Source organism: Parafrigoribacterium humi, assembly GCF_040227205.1.
In the GTDB taxonomy this organism is placed as follows: domain Bacteria; phylum Actinomycetota; class Actinomycetes; order Actinomycetales; family Microbacteriaceae; genus Parafrigoribacterium_A; species Parafrigoribacterium_A humi.
Genome location: NZ_JBELOA010000002.1, coordinates 333,409 through 352,212, shown reverse-complemented (window position 1 = coordinate 352,212; position 18,804 = coordinate 333,409). Strand labels below are relative to the sequence as shown.

The 18,804-nt window shown below is 65.6% G+C and carries 15 protein-coding genes; 6 read left to right on the top strand and 9 right to left on the bottom strand.

Annotated elements, in window-relative coordinates; genetic code table 11:
* Positions 1 to 25: 25 nt before the first annotated feature.
* The 3 genes from ABUA28_RS05950 (at position 26) to ABUA28_RS05940 (ending at position 4,603) form a co-directional block, all read left to right on the top strand.
* Entirely contained in the window at positions 26 to 1,207 is a 1,182-nt protein-coding gene (locus ABUA28_RS05950) for an HRDC domain-containing protein (RefSeq protein WP_349903290.1), read from the top strand.
* 73 nt (positions 1,208 to 1,280) lie between these two features.
* The gene (locus ABUA28_RS05945; RefSeq protein ID WP_349903034.1) at positions 1,281 to 2,480 is read left to right on the top strand and encodes a thiolase family protein; all 1,200 of its coding nucleotides are present in this window, start codon (positions 1,281 to 1,283) and stop codon (positions 2,478 to 2,480) included.
* Positions 2,480 to 4,603 (top strand): 3-hydroxyacyl-CoA dehydrogenase NAD-binding domain-containing protein, encoded by a 2,124-nt coding sequence (locus ABUA28_RS05940; RefSeq protein WP_349903032.1) that lies wholly within the window; start codon positions 2,480 to 2,482, stop codon positions 4,601 to 4,603. The genes ABUA28_RS05945 and ABUA28_RS05940 overlap by 1 nt, the downstream gene beginning before the upstream one ends.
* Here the strand turns inward: ABUA28_RS05940 and dxs are convergent.
* The 5 genes from dxs to dut form a co-directional block, all read right to left on the bottom strand.
* Positions 4,576 to 6,507: a 1-deoxy-D-xylulose-5-phosphate synthase gene (dxs, locus tag ABUA28_RS05935; protein ID WP_349903030.1), complete on the bottom strand. Its 1,932-nt coding sequence runs from the start codon at positions 6,505 to 6,507 to the stop codon at positions 4,576 to 4,578. The genes ABUA28_RS05940 and dxs overlap by 28 nt on opposite strands.
* Positions 6,508 to 6,585: 78 nt before the next feature.
* Positions 6,586 to 9,354: an aconitate hydratase AcnA gene (acnA, locus tag ABUA28_RS05930; RefSeq protein WP_349903028.1), complete on the bottom strand. Its 2,769-nt coding sequence runs from the start codon at positions 9,352 to 9,354 to the stop codon at positions 6,586 to 6,588.
* Positions 9,355 to 9,413: 59 nt separating this feature from the next.
* Entirely contained in the window at positions 9,414 to 10,136 is a 723-nt protein-coding gene (locus ABUA28_RS05925) for a DUF3159 domain-containing protein (RefSeq protein ID WP_349903027.1), read from the bottom strand.
* A gap of 2 nt (positions 10,137 to 10,138) precedes the next feature.
* Positions 10,139 to 10,822, bottom strand: coding sequence for a DUF3710 domain-containing protein (locus ABUA28_RS05920; RefSeq protein WP_349903025.1), 684 nt, complete (start codon positions 10,820 to 10,822; stop codon positions 10,139 to 10,141).
* A complete protein-coding gene (dut, locus tag ABUA28_RS05915; RefSeq protein WP_349903024.1) occupies positions 10,819 to 11,277 on the bottom strand; it encodes a dUTP diphosphatase in 459 nt (152 codons plus the stop codon). Before dut ends, ABUA28_RS05920 begins: the two co-directional genes overlap by 4 nt.
* A gap of 82 nt (positions 11,278 to 11,359) precedes the next feature.
* On the opposite strand from dut, the gene ABUA28_RS05910 reads away from it, so the two are divergent.
* Complete coding sequence (locus ABUA28_RS05910) at positions 11,360 to 11,806, top strand: DUF3093 domain-containing protein (protein ID WP_349903023.1); 447 nt, start codon at positions 11,360 to 11,362, stop codon at positions 11,804 to 11,806.
* 26 nt (positions 11,807 to 11,832) lie between these two features.
* Here ABUA28_RS05910 and ABUA28_RS05905 read toward each other — a convergent pair whose 3' ends face one another.
* Complete coding sequence (locus ABUA28_RS05905; protein WP_349903289.1) at positions 11,833 to 12,126, bottom strand: DUF4193 domain-containing protein; 294 nt, start codon at positions 12,124 to 12,126, stop codon at positions 11,833 to 11,835.
* A gap of 204 nt (positions 12,127 to 12,330) precedes the next feature.
* On the opposite strand from ABUA28_RS05905, the gene sepH reads away from it, so the two are divergent.
* Positions 12,331 to 13,401, top strand: a complete 1,071-nt coding sequence (sepH, locus tag ABUA28_RS05900) for a septation protein SepH (protein ID WP_349903021.1) — start codon at positions 12,331 to 12,333, stop codon at positions 13,399 to 13,401.
* Positions 13,402 to 13,422: 21 nt separating this feature from the next.
* On the opposite strand, the gene ABUA28_RS05895 is transcribed toward sepH, so the two are convergent.
* Positions 13,423 to 14,562, bottom strand: a complete 1,140-nt coding sequence (locus ABUA28_RS05895; RefSeq protein ID WP_349903020.1) for an alkaline phosphatase family protein — start codon at positions 14,560 to 14,562, stop codon at positions 13,423 to 13,425.
* A 12-nt stretch (positions 14,563 to 14,574) separates the two neighbouring features.
* Here ABUA28_RS05895 and ABUA28_RS05890 point away from each other — a divergent pair, with 12 nt between their 5' ends.
* Positions 14,575 to 17,055: a DNA gyrase/topoisomerase IV subunit A gene (locus tag ABUA28_RS05890; protein WP_349903019.1), complete on the top strand. Its 2,481-nt coding sequence runs from the start codon at positions 14,575 to 14,577 to the stop codon at positions 17,053 to 17,055.
* A 15-nt stretch (positions 17,056 to 17,070) separates the two neighbouring features.
* On the opposite strand, the gene ABUA28_RS05885 is transcribed toward ABUA28_RS05890, so the two are convergent.
* Positions 17,071 to 17,895, bottom strand: a complete 825-nt coding sequence (locus ABUA28_RS05885) for an ABC transporter permease subunit (RefSeq protein WP_349903018.1) — start codon at positions 17,893 to 17,895, stop codon at positions 17,071 to 17,073.
* Positions 17,892 to 18,803 (bottom strand): ABC transporter ATP-binding protein, encoded by a 912-nt coding sequence (locus ABUA28_RS05880; protein ID WP_349903016.1) that lies wholly within the window; start codon positions 18,801 to 18,803, stop codon positions 17,892 to 17,894. The genes ABUA28_RS05885 and ABUA28_RS05880 overlap by 4 nt, the downstream gene beginning before the upstream one ends.
* Between the last annotated feature and the right edge of the window lies 1 nt (position 18,804).

The following is an 18,804-nucleotide window of genomic DNA, read 5'->3' as shown; positions in this document are numbered from 1 at the left end:
AGAGGCTGGGCACAAGACCGTCGCCGTGATCGACACGCGCGAGAGCTACCTCGCCGCGGTCGAGTCCATCTCGGGCGGGAACGGACCGCTCGCAATCGATGCTGAGCGCGCATCCGGCTTCCGCTATTCGCAGCGCGCGTATCTCATCCAGATCTTCCGCAGGGGCGCGGGCACCTTCCTCTTCGATCCTCCCGCCATCGGTGACTTCGCTGAGCTCAATGACGCAATCTCCACAGAGGAATGGGTGCTTCACGCGGCGAGCCAGGATCTCGCCTGCCTCCGCGAGGTCGGCCTGAGCCCCTCCGTCATCTTCGACACGGAGCTGGGCGCGAGGCTTGCCGGGCTGCCGCGCGTCGGCCTCGGCACGGTCGTGGAGGAACTCCTGGGCATTCACCTCGCCAAGGAGCACTCTGCCGCTGACTGGTCCACCAGGCCCCTTCCCCAGTCTTGGCTCGTCTACGCCGCGCTCGACGTCGAACTGCTCGTGGATCTGCGGGATGCGGTGAAGCAGCTGCTCGAACAGTCGGGCAAGAGCGAACTGGCCAGGCAGGAATTCCTGGCCGAACTCACCCGCGGACACCGGGCCCCCAAGGTGCAGGGGTGGCGCAGGCTGTCCGGTGTCCACTCCGTGCGCGGCCCGCGCAATCTCGCGGTCGCGAAGGAGCTGTGGGAGGCGCGCGATCGGTACGCGCAGGAGATCGACACCGCGCCCGGCCGGCTCGTTCCGGACTCCTCGCTCGTCGCGGCGGCGAAGGCACTGCCCGAGAGCAAGCGGGCGCTGGCCGCGCTTCGTGAGTTCACCGGAAGAGCCAGCCGGTCCGAGATCGACCGGTGGTGGGCCGCGATCGAGGCTGGCCTTGCCGCGCAGGAAACACCCGTTCTGCGGATGCCCGGAGACGTCATCCCTCCGCCTCGCTCCTGGAGCGAGAGAAACCCCGCGGCAGACAGGCGGCTCAAACGTGCGCGAGCTGACGTGACGACGCTGGCCGGCGAACGAAACATTCCGGTCGAGAACATGCTGACCCCGGAGCTCCTGCGCCGTGTCGCCTGGGCCCCGCCTGAGCCCTTCGATGAGAACACCCTGAGGGCGGCCCTGGCCGAGCAGGGTGCGCGCGAGTGGCAGCTCGACGAAACCGTCGGAGTGATCTTTCACGCCTTTGTCGAAGCCGACCAAGCCTCCGAGGACTCGGACGAGGCGGCTTCGTAGGAAGAGTCAAAGGATTAATCGGCTCCAGCCCCGCCGCCTAGGATCGCACCAGAAGTAAAACCTAGGAGGCACCGTGGCCGAGAGGCATGAAGTCGTTTTTGTGGACGGAGTCAGGACTCCGTTCGGGCGAGCAGGCGAAAAGGGGATGTACTGGGGAACCCGCGCCGACGACCTCGCCGTCAAGGCCATGATCGGCCTTCTGGAGCGCAACCCCAGCGTTCCGAAGGATCGCATCGACGATGTCGCCATCGCCGCGACGACCCAGCAGGGCGACCAGGGTCTGACCCTCGGCCGCACGACAGCCCTCCTCGCGGGCCTGCCGCGGTCAGTACCCGGATTCGCGATCGACAGGATGTGCGCGGGCGCAATGACCTCGGTCACGACGCTGTCCAGTGGCATCGCGTTCGGAGCGTACGATCTCGTGATCGCCGGTGGCGTCGAGCACATGGGCAGGCATCCGATGGGGTCGGGCGTTGATCCCAACCCGCGCTTCCTGTCGGAGAAGCTCGTTGGAGAAGACGCCCTGAACATGGGGTCGACGGCTGAGCGCATCCACGACCGCTTTCCGCACCTCACCAAGGAGCGCGCGGACCACTTCGCGATGCGCAGCCAGCAGAAGCTCGCAGCGGCGTACGCGGAGAACAAGATCCAGCCCGATCTCATCCCGGTTGCTATTCGCAGTGAAGCCGGATGGGGGCTCGCGACTCGCGACGAGGCGCCGCGCCCGGAAACCACGATGGAGGGCCTCGCCGCTCTCAAGACTCCATTCCGCCCGCACGGGCGAGTGACCGCGGGTAATTCCTCTGGCCTCAACGATGGCGCGACGGTGAGCCTGCTCGCGAGCGAGTCCGTGGCGCGCGAGCTCGGCCTCGAGGCGAAGATGAAACTCGTGAGTTTCGCCTTCGCGGGCGTCGAACCAGAGATCATGGGAATCGGGCCGGTTCCGTCCACGGAGAAGGCCTTGAAGAAGGCGGGCCTGACGATCCAGGACATCGGCCTCTTCGAACTCAATGAGGCATTCGCCATCCAGGTGCTCTCGCTGCTCGACCACTTCGACATCGACGATGACGATCCCCGGGTGAACCTCTGGGGCGGCGCGATCGCGGTTGGGCACCCGCTCGCCTCCTCCGGCGTGCGCCTTATGATCCAGCTCGCCGCGCAATTCAAGGAACACCCGGAGGTTCGCTACGGGCTCACCGCGATGTGCGTTGGCCTCGGGCAGGGTGGTTCGGTCATCTGGGAAAACCCCTACTTCGACGGGAGCAGGAAGTAATGGCAACGCAATTCGCTGAGCTGACCGCGATGAGCGGTGACGAGGTCGTCACCCACTCCTACGTTCGCGACGTGACCCTGGCCAGTGGCAAGACCCTCGCGCTGCTCACGCTCGACAACGGACGAGACCACACGAGGCCGAGCACGCTCGGTCCCATCACGATGGTCGAGCTCTCCGACGCCCTCGACGCGCAGAAGGCCCGGGCCGCCAAGGGTGAGATCGCGGCCCTGGCGATCACCGGCAAGCCGTTCATTCTCGCGGCCGGCGCCGACCTCAGCAAGGTCGGCGACATCCCGAGCAAGGCGATCGCGAAGCAGATGGCGCAGCTGGGCCACCAGACGCTCGGCAAGCTGACCGAACTCGGGGTTCCCTCGTTCGTGTTCATCAACGGCCTCGCTCTCGGTGGTGGACTGGAGATCGGCCTCAACGCGAACTACCGCACGATCGATCGCAACGCGGCTGCGATCGCGCTTCCCGAGGTATTCCTGGGAATTATCCCCGGCTGGGGCGGTGCGTACCTGCTGCCGAACCTCATCGGCATCGAAAACGCCCTCAAGGTGATCATCGAGAACCCGCTCAAGAACAATCGGATGCTGGGGGCCACTGACGCGTTCGAGTTGGGGATCGCAGACGCGATCTTCGACTCCGCGAACTTCCTGGAAGATTCGCTCACGTGGGCCGACGGCGTGTTGAGCGGTGCCATCAAAGTCAAGCGGGCAAACGAACCCGGCAAGATCGAGAGAGCGGTCAAATGGGATGCCGCAGTCGGCATCGCACGGAAGATGCTGGAGAACCGCATCGGCACCGTCGCGAAGTCTCCCTATGCCGCGCTCGATCTGCTCAAGGGCGCGAAGAGCAGCGACAAGAAGACAGCGTTCGCCGCGGAGGACGAGACGCTTTCCGAGCTCATCTCCGGCGACCAGTTCCGCGCGAGCATCTACGCCTTCACCCTCGTGCAGAAGCGTGCAAAGCGGCCCGCTGGGGCCCCGGACAAGGCTTTGGCCAAGCCCGTGACCAAGGTCGGCGTGATCGGGGCAGGTCTCATGGCCAGCCAGTTCGCCCTTCTCTTCGTGCGCAGGTTGCGCGTCCCCGTGGTGATCACCGACCTGGACCAGGCCCACGTCGACAAGGGCCTCGGCTACATTCGCGGAGAGATCGACGCGCTGCTGCAGAAGGGGCGCATCTCGCCCGACGAGGCCAACCGGCTCACGGCGCTCGTGTCCGGCACCACGAACAAGGCGGACTTCGCCGACTGCGACTGGGTGATCGAGGCCGTCTTCGAGGAGTTGGGCGTCAAGCAGGACGTGTTTGCGGACGTCGAGCAGTACATCTCCGAGACCGCCGTACTCGCGACGAACACCTCCTCCCTCTCGGTGGAGCAGATCGGTGCGAAGCTCACACATCCAGAGCGGGTCGTGGGCTTTCACTTCTTCAACCCCGTCGCCGTCATGCCCCTCGTCGAGGTCGTGAAGACGAGCAAGACCGACGACGAGACCCTCAGCACCGCGATGGTGACGGCGGCCACGCTGCGCAAGAATGCCGTGATCACGGCGGACACGCCCGGCTTCGTCGTCAACCGCATCCTGGCCAAACTGCTCGGTGAGGCCATGCACGCCGTCGACACGGGAACACCGTTCGACGTCGTGGATGCGTCGATTGCGCCCTTCGGGTTGCCGATGACGCCGTTCGAGCTGTTGGAACTGGTGGGGCTCAAGGTCGGGGCTCACGTGCTCGACACCCATCACGCGGCGTTCCCCGATCGCTTCTTCGAGAGCAAGAACCTGCACGCACTGGCTGAGCACGGCAGGATCTTCGACCGCGACTCCAAGGGCAAGATCAAGGGCTACGACAAGAAGGCCGTCGAGATCGTCTCCGGCGGCACAACCCCGATGACGGGCGAGCAGCTGCTGCGCCGCATTGAAGACGGCCTTGCCGACGAGGTGCACAGGATGCTCGAGACGCCGGTCGTCGCGGCTCCGGAGGACATCGACCTCTGCCTCATTCTCGGAGCGGGCTATCCGTTCCAGATGGGCGGGGTCACACCGTACCTCGACCGGGTGGGCGCCTCGGAGCGGGTCTTTGGCGACACCTTCCATCACCCGCCGATTCGGGGTACAGAGTAGCCGGACTCGTCCCAGGTCGTGGGCGGCTCGCTGCCCACGACCTGGGACACCAGTTCACGGGCGATCTGCTGTGAACCGAGACCAACGCGTTCGAGAATCTGAGCCCTGCTGCCGTGAGCGAGGAACTCGTCTGGCAGACCGATCTCCGTCAGGGCTGTGTCGACGCCGGCAGCCCTGAGATCCTGACGAATCCGGGTGCCGATGCCGCCGACGCGCACTCCGTCCTCGATCACCGCGACGAGGCGGTGCTCGCGGGCGAGGTCGATGATGCCGCGGGGCACGGGCACCACCCAGCGCGGATCGGCGACGGATGCGCCGATCCCCTGTGCCGCGAGACGTTCAGCCACCTGCAGCCCGAGTTCGGCCATCACGCCGACGGTCACGATCAGTACGTCGCGGCGGTCGTCCTCACGAAGCAGGTCGACGCCGTCCGCCGTCCTGCGCAGCGCGGGAAGCGGTTCGCAGACGTCCCCCTTGCCGAACCTGACAACCGTGGGAGCGTCATCGATCGCGACTGCCTCGGCGAGCAATTCGCGCAGTCGTGCCTCGTCTCGTGGGGCGCTGAGCCTGATCCCGGGTACGACCTGCAGGATCGCGAGGTCCCACATGCCGTGATGGCTCGGTCCGTCCGCGCCGGTGATGCCCGCCCGGTCGAGCACGAAGGTCACGCCCGCGCGGTGCAGGGCGACATCCATGAGCACCTGGTCGAAGGCCCGGTTGACGAATGTCGCATACAGGGCGACAACCGGATGCAGCCCGCCGAACGCGAGACCGGCAGCGGACGTGACCGCGTGCTGTTCGGCGATCCCGACATCGAACACCCGGTCGGGGTATTTCGCGGCAAACTTCTCGAGTCCCACGGGCCTGAGCATCGCTGCAGTTATCCCCACGATCCGCGAGTCGCTCCCAGCCAGAGTGACGATCTCCTCCTCGAAAACCGATGTCCAGGATGCGCGCGTGGAGACCTCGACAGAGTCCCCGGTCTCGGGGTCGATCTGTCCGACCGCATGAAAGCGATCCGCGGCGTCGTGCATCGCAGGTCCGTAGCCTCTGCCCTTCTGGGTGATGACGTGCACGATCGCCGGGGCCCCGTAGTTCTTGGCCTGCCTGAGGGCGCGCTCCACCGCACCGATGTCGTGTCCGTCGATGGGGCCGATGTACTTGATGTCGAGGTTTGAGTACAGTGCGTCGTTGTTGGTGAACCTACTGAGAAAGCCGTGCAGGCCTCCACGCACACCGCGATAGACGGCCCGGGCTGGTGCTCCGAGGCGGCCGAAGAATCGTTCACTCGAGCGATGGAGCTCGCGGTAGCTTCGCCTGGTCCGCACGCCGTTGAGAAAGCGAGCCATCCCGCCGATCGTCGGTGCGTATGACCTGCCGTTGTCGTTGACGACGATCACGAGGTTGCGGCTGTTGTCGTCGCTGATGTTGTTGAGTGCTTCCCAGGTCATGCCGCCGGTGAGCGCACCATCACCGACCACGGCGACGACACAGCGATCGCCCTGTCCGGTCATGGCGAAGGCACGGGAGATTCCATCCGCCCAGCTCAGCGAGCTCGACGCGTGTGAACTCTCGACGATGTCGTGCACCGACTCGGCGCGCTGCGGGTACCCCGCAAGCCCACCTTCCTGGCGCAGCCGATCGAAGTCCTGACGCCCGGTGAGCAGCTTGTGCACGTAGGACTGGTGGCCGGTGTCGAATACGATCGGATCGTGGGGAGAGTCGAACACGCGGTGGAGCGCGATGGTGAGTTCGACGACGCCGAGATTCGGGCCGAGGTGTCCACCGGTCTTCGCCACGTGACCGATCAGGAACTGCCGCACCTCGTCGGCGAGTTGCACAAGTTCGCTGGGCGAGAGCGAGTCGAGATCCCTCGGACCGCGAATCCTCTCCAGCACAGTCATTATCTCAGGCTAGACGAAGCGCCGCGTGCCCGCTGAATTGCTTCGGCGGACACGCGGCGCGTAGCCGTGTGGACGAGGTCAGACGAGGGATCGCAGGACGTACTGCAGGATCCCGCCGTTGCGGTAGTAGTCCGCTTCACCGGGTGTGTCGATGCGCACGGCGACGTCGAACTCGACGCGCTCGGCGCCGGGGCGAGAATCCTCGCTCGGCTCCGCAACCACGTGGACCGTTGCCGGCGTGTGGCCGGAGTTCAGTTCGTCGAGACCCGTGATGGTGATGAACTCCGTGCCGTCCAGACCCAGGGTCTCCGTGCTCTGGCCCTCGAGGAACTGCAGCGGCGCGACGCCCATGCCGATCAGGTTTGAACGGTGGATGCGTTCGTAGCCCGAGGCGATGACAGCGTGAACGCCGAGGAGCGCCGTGCCCTTCGCGGCCCAGTCGCGGGATGATCCCGAGCCGTACTCCTTGCCCGCCAGCACCACGAGCGGAATGCCCGCGGCCTGGTAGTTCTGCGAGGCGTCGTAGATGAACGCCTGTGGCCCGCCCGCCTGGGTGAAGTCGCGGGTGTAGCCGCCCTCGACCCCCGCACCGTTGTTCTCGGACGCGAGCAGCTGGTTACGGAGGCGGATGTTCGCGAAGGTGCCGCGGATCATGACTTCGTGGTTCCCCCGACGCGAACCGTAGGAGTTGAAGTGCTTGCGGTCGATTCCGTGAGCCTCGAGGTACTGGCCGGCCGGGCTGTTCGCCTTGATGTTTCCGGCGGGGCTGATGTGGTCAGTCGTCACGGAGTCGCCGAGCGTGGCAAGCACGCGTGCCCTCGTGATGTTCTGTACCGGATCGAGCTCCATCGTCATCCCGTCGAAGAACGGGGGCTTCCGGATGTAGGTCGACTTCTCGTTCCAGTCGTAGATCGAGCCCGTCGGAGTCTCCAACGAGCGCCAGTGCTCGTCGCCGTCGAAGACCGAGGAGTACTGCTTGTTGAACATTGCTGTGTCGATCGCCTCGTCGACGACCTGCTGAACCTCGGTAGAGTCCGGCCAGATGTCCCTCAGGTAGACATCTTTTCCGTCGGTGCCGACGCCCAGCGAGTCCGTTTCGAAGTCGAAGTTCATCGAACCGGCCAGCGCGTAGGCCACGACCAGCGGAGGGCTGGCGAGGTAGTTCATCTTCACGTCGGGGTTGATGCGGCCCTCGAAGTTGCGGTTGCCGGAGAGCACGGCCGTGATCGCCAGGTCGTTCTCGCGAACCGCGGTCGAGACCTCCTCGGCCAGCAGCCCGCCCGAGTTGCCGATGCAGGTGGTGCAGCCGTAGCCGACGAGATAGAAGCCGAGGTCCTCGAGGTACTTGTTGAGGCCAACCTTGGCGTAGTAGTCCGTGACGACCTTGGAGCCGGGAGCAAGGGTCGTCTTGACCCACGGCTTCGACTTGAGGCCCTTCTGGCTGGCGTTGCGGGCCAGAAGTCCGGCCGCGAGCATCACCGAGGGGTTCGAGGTGTTGGTGCAGGAGGTGAGCGCCGCGAGGCCAACAGCACCGTGATCGATCGTGAACTTCTCCCCGTCGGAGAGCGTCACCTCGGCCGGGTTGGAGTGGTTCGACGGACGCGGGCTGCTGGGGAATGCGAGCTCGAGCTCGACATCCGCAGCGGCATCCACCGTGGCGTAGTTCTCGAGGTCGCGCTCGAACTGGTCCTTGGCAACCGTCAGCTCGACGCGATCCTGGGGACGCTTCGGTCCCGCGATCGACGCGACGACCGTACCGAGGTCCAACTCCACATACTCGCTGTAGGTCGGCTCGTGCTCCGGATCATGCCACAGGCTCTGCATCTTGGAATAGGCCTCGACGAGGGCTATCTGCTCCTCGCTGCGACCGGTGAGACGCAGATAGTCCAGGGTGATGTCGTCGATCGGGAAGATCGCGGCCGTGGACCCGAACTCCGGACTCATGTTTCCGATCGTCGCGCGGTTGGGCAGCGGAACCTGGGCGACGCCGTCACCGTAGAACTCCACGAACTTGCCGACGACGCCGTGTGCGCGCAGCTGCTGGGTGATCGTGAGCACGACATCCGTCGCGGTGACGCCGCTCGGGATCGACCCGGTGAGCTTGAATCCGACGACCTTGGGGATGAGCATGGAGACCGACTGCCCGAGCATCGCGGCCTCGGCCTCGATGCCGCCGACTCCCCATCCCAGCACACCGAGGCCGTTGACCATGGTGGTGTGCGAATCGGTTCCGACGAGGGTGTCCGGGTAGGCCTGCAGGACACCGTTGACCTCGCGCGTCATCGTGACGCGGGCCAGGTACTCGATGTTGACCTGGTGCACGATGCCCGTGCCCGGGGGGACGACCTTGAAGTCGTTGAAGACGCCCTGCCCCCAGCGAAGGAACTTGTATCGCTCGCTGTTGCGGTCGTATTCGAGCTCGACGTTCTGTCCGAAGGAATCGACGGAGCCGAAGGTGTCAGCGATGACAGAGTGGTCGATCACGAGTTCGGCAGGAGCGAGTGGGTTGATCTTGTCCGGGTCACCGCCAAGGCTGATGACGGCCTCGCGCATGGTCGCAAGATCGACGATGCAGGGAACGCCGGTGAAGTCCTGCATGATGACGCGTCCGGGCGTGTACTGGATCTCGGTGTCGGGCTCTGCGGTTGGCACCCAGTTGCCGAGCGCCTCGATCTGGGACTTCGTGACGTTCTGCCCGTCTTCGGTTCGGAGCAGGTTCTCGAGCAGCACCTTGAGGCTGAACGGCAGCTTCTTGTATCCCGGAACCTTGTCGATACGGAAGACCTCGTAGTCGGTGGAGCCGACCGTGAGCGTGCCCTTCGAATCGAAACTATTGACCTGCGGCATTGCTCTGTCTCCTCAAAAGTATCTTGACGTCAAGATAAATATAGCATCGTGGGCGCGGCTCATTCGCCCGGCGCGCCGTCGGCCGGGCGTGCATACACCGCGCGCACGAGCAGCCAGGTCACCCAGAGGAATGCGGCATACAGCGGCACCCCCAGCAGAAGCTTCAAGCCGGCCAGCCACTCTGTCTGCCCCGAGACGTAGAGCGGAACCTCCACGATGAGCCTCAGGGAGAACAGTCCGACCCAGAGCCAGGTCGCGAGCACGAGAACGCCTCGCTTCGCCCTGTCTGTGCGCCATTCCGTGCCCTCGTTGGTGAGGAAGCCGACGATGACTCCGATGAGCGGCCACCTGAACAGGAGGCTGAGGAGCAGGACCGCCGCTGATACGACGTTGATGATGATGCCGGGCAGGAAATTGTCCTCCGGCTTTCCCGTGATGAGCGCGAGAGCGGCGGAGATCGCGATCCCGAACACTCCGGCAAAGGCCTGCGACGGCTTGGACCTGGTCACCAGTCGCACCGCGACGAAGATCACCGAGAGCGCGAGCGGGAACAGCACGGACGGGAGCAGGCTCCTGGTCAGTGTGTACACGATGAGAAAGCCCAGGCCCGGCAGGATCGACTCGATCAGTCCTCGTATGCCGCCGATGGCGGCGAGAAGAGATCGTGCCGTCGGTACCTCGCCGGGGGTCACGCTGCCGATTCCCGTTTTGCGGAGCGCCGCACCTAAGCTCTCGGAGAACCCTGGGCCGGCCTCGTTCGGGTCGTCGCGCGATTCCGCCACGTCTATGCCAGTGATTCTGGCGGTGCGACGTCCGCTCCAAGAGCAGACTTCGGCATGTGGAGCGGGATGAGGTCGCGCGGAGGCATGGGCGTGGTTCCCCTGACGACGACGACGCTGCGGAACAGGTCCTCGATCTGTGCTGCGGCATCCTCGTTCACGACGCCGTCGCCGGCGATGACACCGCGAAGGAACCACCGCGGGCCATCGACCCCGATGAATCTCGCAAGGCGAGACGAACCCGGCTGGCCTGGCGCGGTCGACGGAATCTCCGCGAGGAGCTCAGGACCAAATGGGCCCTCCTTTGCCGTGATCGTTCCGCCCTGCCGTGCCACCTGGTCGGCGATCTGCTCGCGGATCTCGTGCCACAGTCCGGTGGAACGCGGGGCGGCGAATGGCTGAACCTGCAGTGACGAGCCCGCATAGTCGAGACCGACCGCGACGACGCGCTGGCTGCCCTCCTCCACCTCGAGGCGCAGCTGGAGGCCCTCCCGCGGCAAGATCTTCACGCCACCGAGATCGACATAGGGGCGAACTGCGTTCGCTTCCTTCTCGTCGAGCGGTCCGGCGGTGGCACGATCGGCCGGAGCCGACTTTGCCTGCTCGTCGGTCTCATCCGGGGCAACGCCGTCCTGGACGGTGCCGTCCGCAGCGCTTTCCTCTGCTTTACCAGGCCTGTCCTTGCTCACGATCGATCTCCTTGCTCTCCGTCGCGATAGCCCGTCGAACCAAAGCCCGCGGCGCCACGGTGGCTGCCCGGCAGGGTCTCGACGGGGATGAATTCGGCTCTGCTCACCGGCATGACGATGAGCTGCGCTATCCGGTCGCCGACCGCCACAGAATACGGCACCGAACTGTCAGTGTTCAGAAGGGTCACGCGGATCTCGCCCCGATATCCCGCGTCGACGGTGCCGGGACTGTTCACGATCGTGATGCCGTGCGACGCCGCGAGACCGCTGCGCGGCACGACGAACGCGACATAGCCATCGGGGAGCGCAATTGCCGTTCCGGTGCCCACCGTGGCCCGTTCGCCCGCGGCGAGAACCACCGCCTCTGCCGCACGCAGGTCGGCTCCAGCATCGCCGGGGTGTGAGTAGACAGGGGTCGTGTCTCCGACATGGAGTACTTCAACGCTTTCGGCCACCCCATGAGGCTAGTGCAGATCGAAGCTCCACCCGAATAGACCGGTGGTGAAAGGCCGTCGCAAAATCTGGTGCAATGGTGTCATGACGATTTACCGCGAACGGCTGTGGGCTTCACCCTGGGTATTCCTGGCAACCGCGCTCGTGATCCCCGCCGTGCTCTTGGTGTTCCTCCCGATCAACCAGGCGGTCGGGGTGATCACCGCTATCGCCCTCTACACCGCGTGCGTCATTCTCCTGATCGTGTCGTCCCCCGTCGTCGAGGTCACGAGCGACACCTTCATCGCCGGCCGTGCCCGCCTCCCGATCGAACACGCGGGGCGCGTCACGAGCTATCACGTGGACGAGGCGACGCTCGAGCGCGGACAGAGGCTCGACGCTCGCGCCTGGCTGCTGCTGCGAGGCTGGGTGGGTCCCGTCGTCAAGGTCGAACTCAATGACCCACAGGACCCTACGCCGTATTGGCTCGTGTCAACGAGGCACCCTGAGCGGGTGGCCGAGGCTATCGCTCAGGCGCGACAGGCCGCTTAAAGCCCCGAACAACTCGGGGCTCGGCGTCAGGCGGCGCACTCCTGGCAGATCGCCCCAAGCTTCTCCTGGTGGTCGATCTGAGACCTGTGCTTCACGAGAAAACAGCTGATGCAGGTGAATTCGTCCGCCTGGGGCGGAAGCACCACAACATCGAGATCGAGATCCGACAGATCAGCGCCGGGCAGCTCAAAGCCGCCGGGGTTGTCCGCGTCGTCGACGTCAACAACACCAGACATCTTGTCTGGAACGCGTTCCTTCAGAGCCTCGATCGAATCGGAGTCGTCGTCGGTCTTACGAGGGGCGTCGTAGTCGGTCGCCATGCCCATCCACTTCTTATATTGGGTCGGTAAATCTCAATCGGCGGGCATAGTTTGCATCATCTGATTACGAATAGCAAACCATTACACCGACGGGATCGATTTGTCCGTGTGTCAACTTGCGGCGCGCCCGTGTTATTCCCGAACTTCTGGGCCTAACCATGACACCCTTGATGAGAATTGTGACGGCCGGAGAGGCGATTCAGCATGCAAGACCTGAGAGTCATCGGAGTAGAAAACGGGGCGCTCCTTGTCGCGTCCGAGGACGGCACTCGCTACCGTATCGCGATCGACGAGGTGCTGCAGTCCAAACTCCGCAAGGCGGCCCCTGACCCGGGTGCCGGGCGCAAGCTCGCGCCCAAGGAGATCCAGGCACACATTCGATCGGGGATGTCCGCGCAGGATGTCTCTTCGATCACCGGCGTGCCTCTCGAATATATCCAGCGATTTGAGGGCCCGGTGCTGGCGGAGCGCGAGTTCGTCGTCGAGTCCGCATTGAACGTGCCTGTGCACATCGCGATTGAGGCTGATCCCCTGAGTTATGGCACGACCTTCGGCGCGGCAATTCGCGAACGGCTCTATGATCTCGGTGCGATCAACGAACGCTGGGCAAGCTGGAAGGAGGTCGGCGGTGGCTGGATCGTCAAGCTGGCCTTCACCGCTGACCAGATCGACCATGATGCTCGCTGGAGCTTCGACCCCAAGAAGGCCGCGCTCGCTCCCCTCAACAACGAAGCCGTGACGCTTTCGCAACAGGGCGACATCGCCGGTACTCTCATTCCGCGACTGCGCGCCGTCGGCGGAGACGAGCGGGTCGCAGACTCCTCGCGGTTCGACAGCGGAGCATTCTCGGAGAGCGACCTCGAAGGCCACCCCTCAATTCCGCGCGGAGAGGTCTCTCCGCTGGCGAGAGCAAGCGAATCGTCCCCTGCCGTGTCCGCCGCGGCCATCAATCGTGACCCATCGAGCACCGTCGCAGACTCCAGCGAGACCGCGGACCTGCTCGAAGCACTCCGTCGGCGCAGGGGCGAGCGCGAGAGCGCACACTTCGACGATGAGTCCGGGCACGACACCGTGCCGCTGTCCGGCGGCATCCGTCTCATCGACATCCCGCTCGACGGATACTCCGATACGACGACCGCCGACCACGACGATCTTCCCGGAACCACGGCGCAGCAGCCAACCGTGCTGCAGCCCAAGGCGCGCAGGGGCAGGGCAGCCATGCCGAGCTGGGATGACATCGTGTTCGGCGCACGACCGGACGACGATCAGGCGTAAACGGCGATCGGCCTCGAGCCGTCACGCAGCCCAGGCGCCCATCTTCAGGAGAGGAACCTCGGTCTCATCCTGCGTCCAGGAGCCATGCTGGCCGACCATGGAGCGGCCGGTCTGACCCGTTGCCCGTGAGTCGTAGTACGCGATGGCCTTGCGTGCGGCCACGATCAGGTCCCCGATGCGGGGAACGACCTGGGGGTCGACGGCCGGTCCGAACCAGCCGGACGAGATGGCGTCGTCACGAGAGGTGACCCACGAACGTGACGACTCGGACGCTTGCCAGCGTTCGAGAACCGTGTCCCGATGCTCCCGGGTCGCATCCGGTTCGAAGTGCAGCTGAAGGCAGCGGGGCTCCCCCGCGACGAACCGGATGCCGTCGACGAGGCCGGGGTCGGCGTCGAACAGAATGTGGCGACTCTGCGGCACGTCGAGCATGCCGTGGTCGGCAGTGATGATGAGTCCCTCGTCCGGCCGCAGGGTGCCGGAGAATTCCTTCACTGCGCCATCCAGTGCCTCGAGTTCGTGCGTCCACTGGGGCGACTGCCAGCCGTGCGCGTGCCCGGCCTTGTCCAATTCGGGCACGTACACATAGACGATGCAGCGTTCGGACCGGTCGAGAATCCGTCGCGCTTCGTGAAGACGCCCGGGCACGCCCTTACCGCTGTGGAACTCTGCGCCGCGAAGAACCGCTCGCGTGAAGCCCGAGTCGCGATAGCTCTCCGACGCGACGACAAAGCTTTCGATGCCCTCGTCTGCCGCCTGTTCGAACAGCGTGCGCACCCGCTGCCAGGTCTGTGGATCGAACCTCTCGTCCCATCCGCTCAGCTCGTTGACCACGCGGTCGTTGGCCGCATCGAGCACCGTGTATCCGACGAGTCCGTGGACGCCCGCGCTCTCACCGGTCGTGAGCGTCGCGATCGACGACGCGGTCGTTGTCGGGAACGCGGCGCGGATGGTCGACCCTGCTCCGAGGAGCGGAGCCAGCGTGCGGGCATGCCCCGAGCGCGCGGCCAGGGCGGACACTCCCAGGCCATCGACGAGCAGAACGATCGCTTTCGAGGCCGGCGCCAGCCCCATCCGCCCCGGTCTGGAGTGCAGCGCATCGAGGCAACTTGGCAGAACGTCGGCAAGGCTGAACCGGTGCGATTTCGTGGCCGGTAGCATGGCCGTAATCCTATGACTACTCCACAACCTCCCGTTCTGCCCGAGCCGATCGAGCACGCCGCTGGCGAACGCATCGACACCGTTGACGTCTCTTCCGAGATGGAGGACTCGTACCTCGAATATGCCTATTCGGTGATCTATGCGCGGGCCCTTCCGGACGCGCGCGACGGGCTCAAGCCGGTGCAGCGCCGGATCCTGTACATGATGACCGAGATGGGCCTGCGCCCGGATCGCGGACACGTGAAGTCCGCGCGCGTCACCGGTGAGGTCATGGGCAAGCTCCATCCGCACGGCGACTCGTCGATCTACGACGCGATGGTGCGCCTCACCCAGAACTTCATCATGCGCGTGCCGCTCATCGACGGTCACGGCAACTTCGGTTCGCTCGATGACGGGGCGGCCGCCGCGCGGTACACCGAAGCACGCCTTGCTCCCCCGGCGATGGCACTGACCGAGAACCTCGACGAAGACGTCGTGGACTTCGTGCCGAACTACGACAACCAGCTGACGCAACCGGATGTCCTGCCCGCCGCCTTCCCGAACCTGCTCGTCAACGGGGCCAGCGGCATCGCCGTGGGCATGGCGACCAACATGCCGCCCCACAACCTCGTCGAGGTGGTCGGGGCAGCCAGGCACCTGCTGGAGAACCCGGGCGCCTCGCTCGACGAGCTCATGGCGTACGTGCCCGGTCCGGACCTGCCCACCGGGGGCACGATCATCGGCTTGGCGGGGATCCGCGACGCGTACGAGTCCGGTCGCGGGGCCTTTCGCACCCGGGCGAGAGTGTCGATCGAGAGCATCACCGCGCGCAAGAACGGCCTGATCATCACGGAGTTGCCGTTCATGGTCGGCACCGAGAAGGTCATCGAGAAGATCAAGGACGGGGTGAACTCCAAGAAGCTCAGCGGGATCACCGATGTCACGGACCTGACCGATCGGAAGCACGGCGTTCGGCTCGTCGTCGGCATCAAGACCGGGTTCAGCCCGGAGGCCGTGCTCGAGCAGCTCTACAAGCACACACCACTCGAGGACTCCTTCAACATCAACAACGTCGCGCTCGTGGACGGACGGCCGAAGACCCTGGGCCTGCGCGAACTGCTGCAGGTCTATGTCGACCACCGCATCCAGGTCGTCACGCGGCGCAGTGCCTACCGCCTCGCCCGGCGCAAGGAACGGCTGCACCTCGTCGAGGGACTCCTGATCGCGATCCTCGACATCGACGAGGTCATCCAGGTCATTCGCTCCAGCGACGACTCGGAGCAGGCCAGGACGCGCCTGCGCGAGGTGTTCGACCTGAGCGAGTTGCAGGCCGAATACATCCTCGAGCTGCGGCTGCGGCGGCTCACGAAGTTCAGTCGGATCGAGCTGGAGACGGAGCGCGACCAGTTGCTCGCCGAGATCGCTGAGCTCGAGGCGCTGCTGGCCGACCCGGCGAAGCTGCGCGAACGGGTCTCGGACGAGCTCGCGGAGGTCGCGGAGCGCTTCGGCACTCCGCGACGCACGCTTCTCACCGAAGCCTCACCGTCGCTGGCGACATCCTCGGCCTCCTCCAGGAAGGCCGCTCCCGTACTCGAGATCGCGGACACGCCCTGCAGGGTCTATCTGTCCACCACCGGGCGCGCCATCCGCGTCGACACGAGCGACGAGAGCACCACATCGGGCGTGGCTCGCCGTCGCACGAAGCACGATGCGATCCTCTCGGCCCTCGACACGACGAGCCGCACGGAGATCGGGGCCGTCACCAACCGCGGCAGGCTCATCCGCTTCACCGCGGTCGACCTGCCCAGCGTGCCGGGCAATTCCATCCAGCTCGCCGCAGGGGCGAAGATCGTCGACTACCTCGCTCTCGCCGACAAGAAGGAACGCGTCCTCGGACTCGTCTCTCTGGAGTCGGATCGTCCGATCGTGCTCGGCACAGCGCATGGCGTGGTCAAGCGGGTCTCCCCCGGATACGCCTCCAAGCCGAGCCTCGACATCATCTCGCTCAAGCCGGGCGACGAGGTGGTCGGCGTCGGGCAGGGATCGGACGACGACGAACTGGTGTTCCTCACCTCTGACGCCAGGCTGCTCCGGTTCACAGCCTCCTCCGTGCGGCCGCAGGGTGCCTCCGCGGGAGGAATGGCCGGAATCACCCTGTCGGCCGATGCGAGTGTCATCTTCTTCGGAAACGTGGACGGCCCGAGCGATGCGGTCGTCGCGACCGTGTCCTCGTCGAGCCAGACCATCGCCGGTACGGATCCCGGGCGCGCAAAGGTGTCACAGTTCTCCGAGTTCCCGGCCAAGGGGCGCGCGACCGGCGGTGTGCGCGCTCACGCCTTCCTCAAGGGGGAAGACGTGCTCGCGCTCGCCTGGGTCGGCGCCTCCCCGGCCGTGGCCAGCGGTGCGGACGGGTCGGTCCGCACGCTGCCGGATGCCGGAGCCAGGCGCGATGCGTCCGGTACGCCACTCGAGGCGGTCATCGGGTCGATCGGCGCCGCGCTCGGCTCGGAGTGATCACGACGCGGTGGTCTACGCATCCCGTCGCTTCAGGAGCAGTGCCGCGCCCGCCAAACTCACCACGACCCAGGCGAGGATGACGAGCACGTCCTGCCAGGGCTCGAGTCCGCTCGTCCCTTCGCCGGGGCGCGTACCGTACAGGTGGTTGCCGGCATTAGAAAGCAGGTAGCCGAAGGCGTCCCGTGCCCAGTCCCAGGGAATCAGGCTCCACAGCGTGGGCAGAAGCAGGATGACGCCCAACGCGGCCGCGATGCCGCCGGCGCTGTTGCGCAGGATGGCTCCAATGCCCAGCGAGAACACGGCGAGTACGGCCAGGTAGAACGCGCTGCCGAGCAGCACGAGATACACGCGCGGATCGAACAGCTTCGCCTCGACGCCGTCGGGGGCAAAGATCGCGAGCGAAGCAAAGAACGCCAGAACGGTGCTCACGACACCGATCACGAAGGTCGCGATGAACAGCACGACGGCCTTGGCCCAGAGCGCGGGCAGCCGTCTGGGCACCGCGGTGAGCGTTGACCGGATCATGCCCGTGGAGTATTCACCGCTGATGACGAGGACGCCGAGCACGGCGACCACCAGCTGTCCGAAGGTGAGCCCAACCGTCGATGACTGGGCCAGAAGGCTTGCCTGACCTGCTGCGTCGAGCTGATCCGCTCCGGTGTGTGGAGTCGACGCCATGAGCGCGGACAGGCCGACGGCCATCACGATGACGATGAGGTACGACCAGACGGTCGAACGCAGCGTGCGGAGCTTGATCCACTCGGAGCGGACGACGCGATGAAATGCCAGACGCGGTGCGGACGCGGGGAGAGTCTGCTGGGGCGCGGTCGCGCTCATCGGGTCGCCTCCGTCTTGTACTCGATATCGTCCTGTGTGAGAGCCATGTAGGCCTCTTCGAGAGATGCGCCGACGGGTGTGAGCTCGTGCAGCACGATTCCTGCCCTGGCCGCGGCTTCGCCGACCCGCGGTGAGTCGAGGCCGACGACCTGCAGCAGATCTTCCTCCTCGAGCGTGACCGTGACGTCCGGGCTCGCGACGAGACGCATCAGGTCTTGGGCCTGCGGCGTGCGCACGCGGACCACGGTTCCCGTCGCCGCAGCGAGGATCTCTCCCACCGGAGCGTCGGCGATGATGCGACCGCGCCCGAGCACGATGATGTGGTCGGCCGTCTGGGCCATCTCACTCATCAGGTGCGAGGAGAGAAAGACCGTGCGGCCCTCCGAGGCGAGGCCTCTCACGAGCTTGCGGACCCAGAGCACGCCCTCGGGGTCGAGTCCATTGACAGGTTCGTCGAGGATGAGCGTTGCCGGGTCCCCGAGCATCGCAGCGGCGATTCCAAGCCGTTGCCCCATGCCGAGTGAGAAGCCGCCGACGCGCTTGCCCGCGACCGACTCGAGGCCGGTCATCGAGATGACCTCGCGCACGCGTTTCGCGCCGATCCCGTGGGTCGCAGCCATGGCGAGCAGATGGTTGTACGCCGAGCGACCGGTGTGGATCGCTTTGGCGTCAAGAAGCACGCCGACCTCGTGCAGCGGGGCACGGTGATCCGCGTAGCGCTTCCCGTTGACGGTGACCGCGCCGGAGGTCGGCCGATCGAGACCCACCACAGTGCGCATCGTCGTGGACTTGCCCGCGCCGTTCGGGCCCAGGAATCCCGTCACTCGACCCGGCTCGATCGTGCAGCTGATGTCGTCGACGGCGATCTTCGCGCCGTACCTCTTCGTGAGTTGTTCGATCCGGATCATC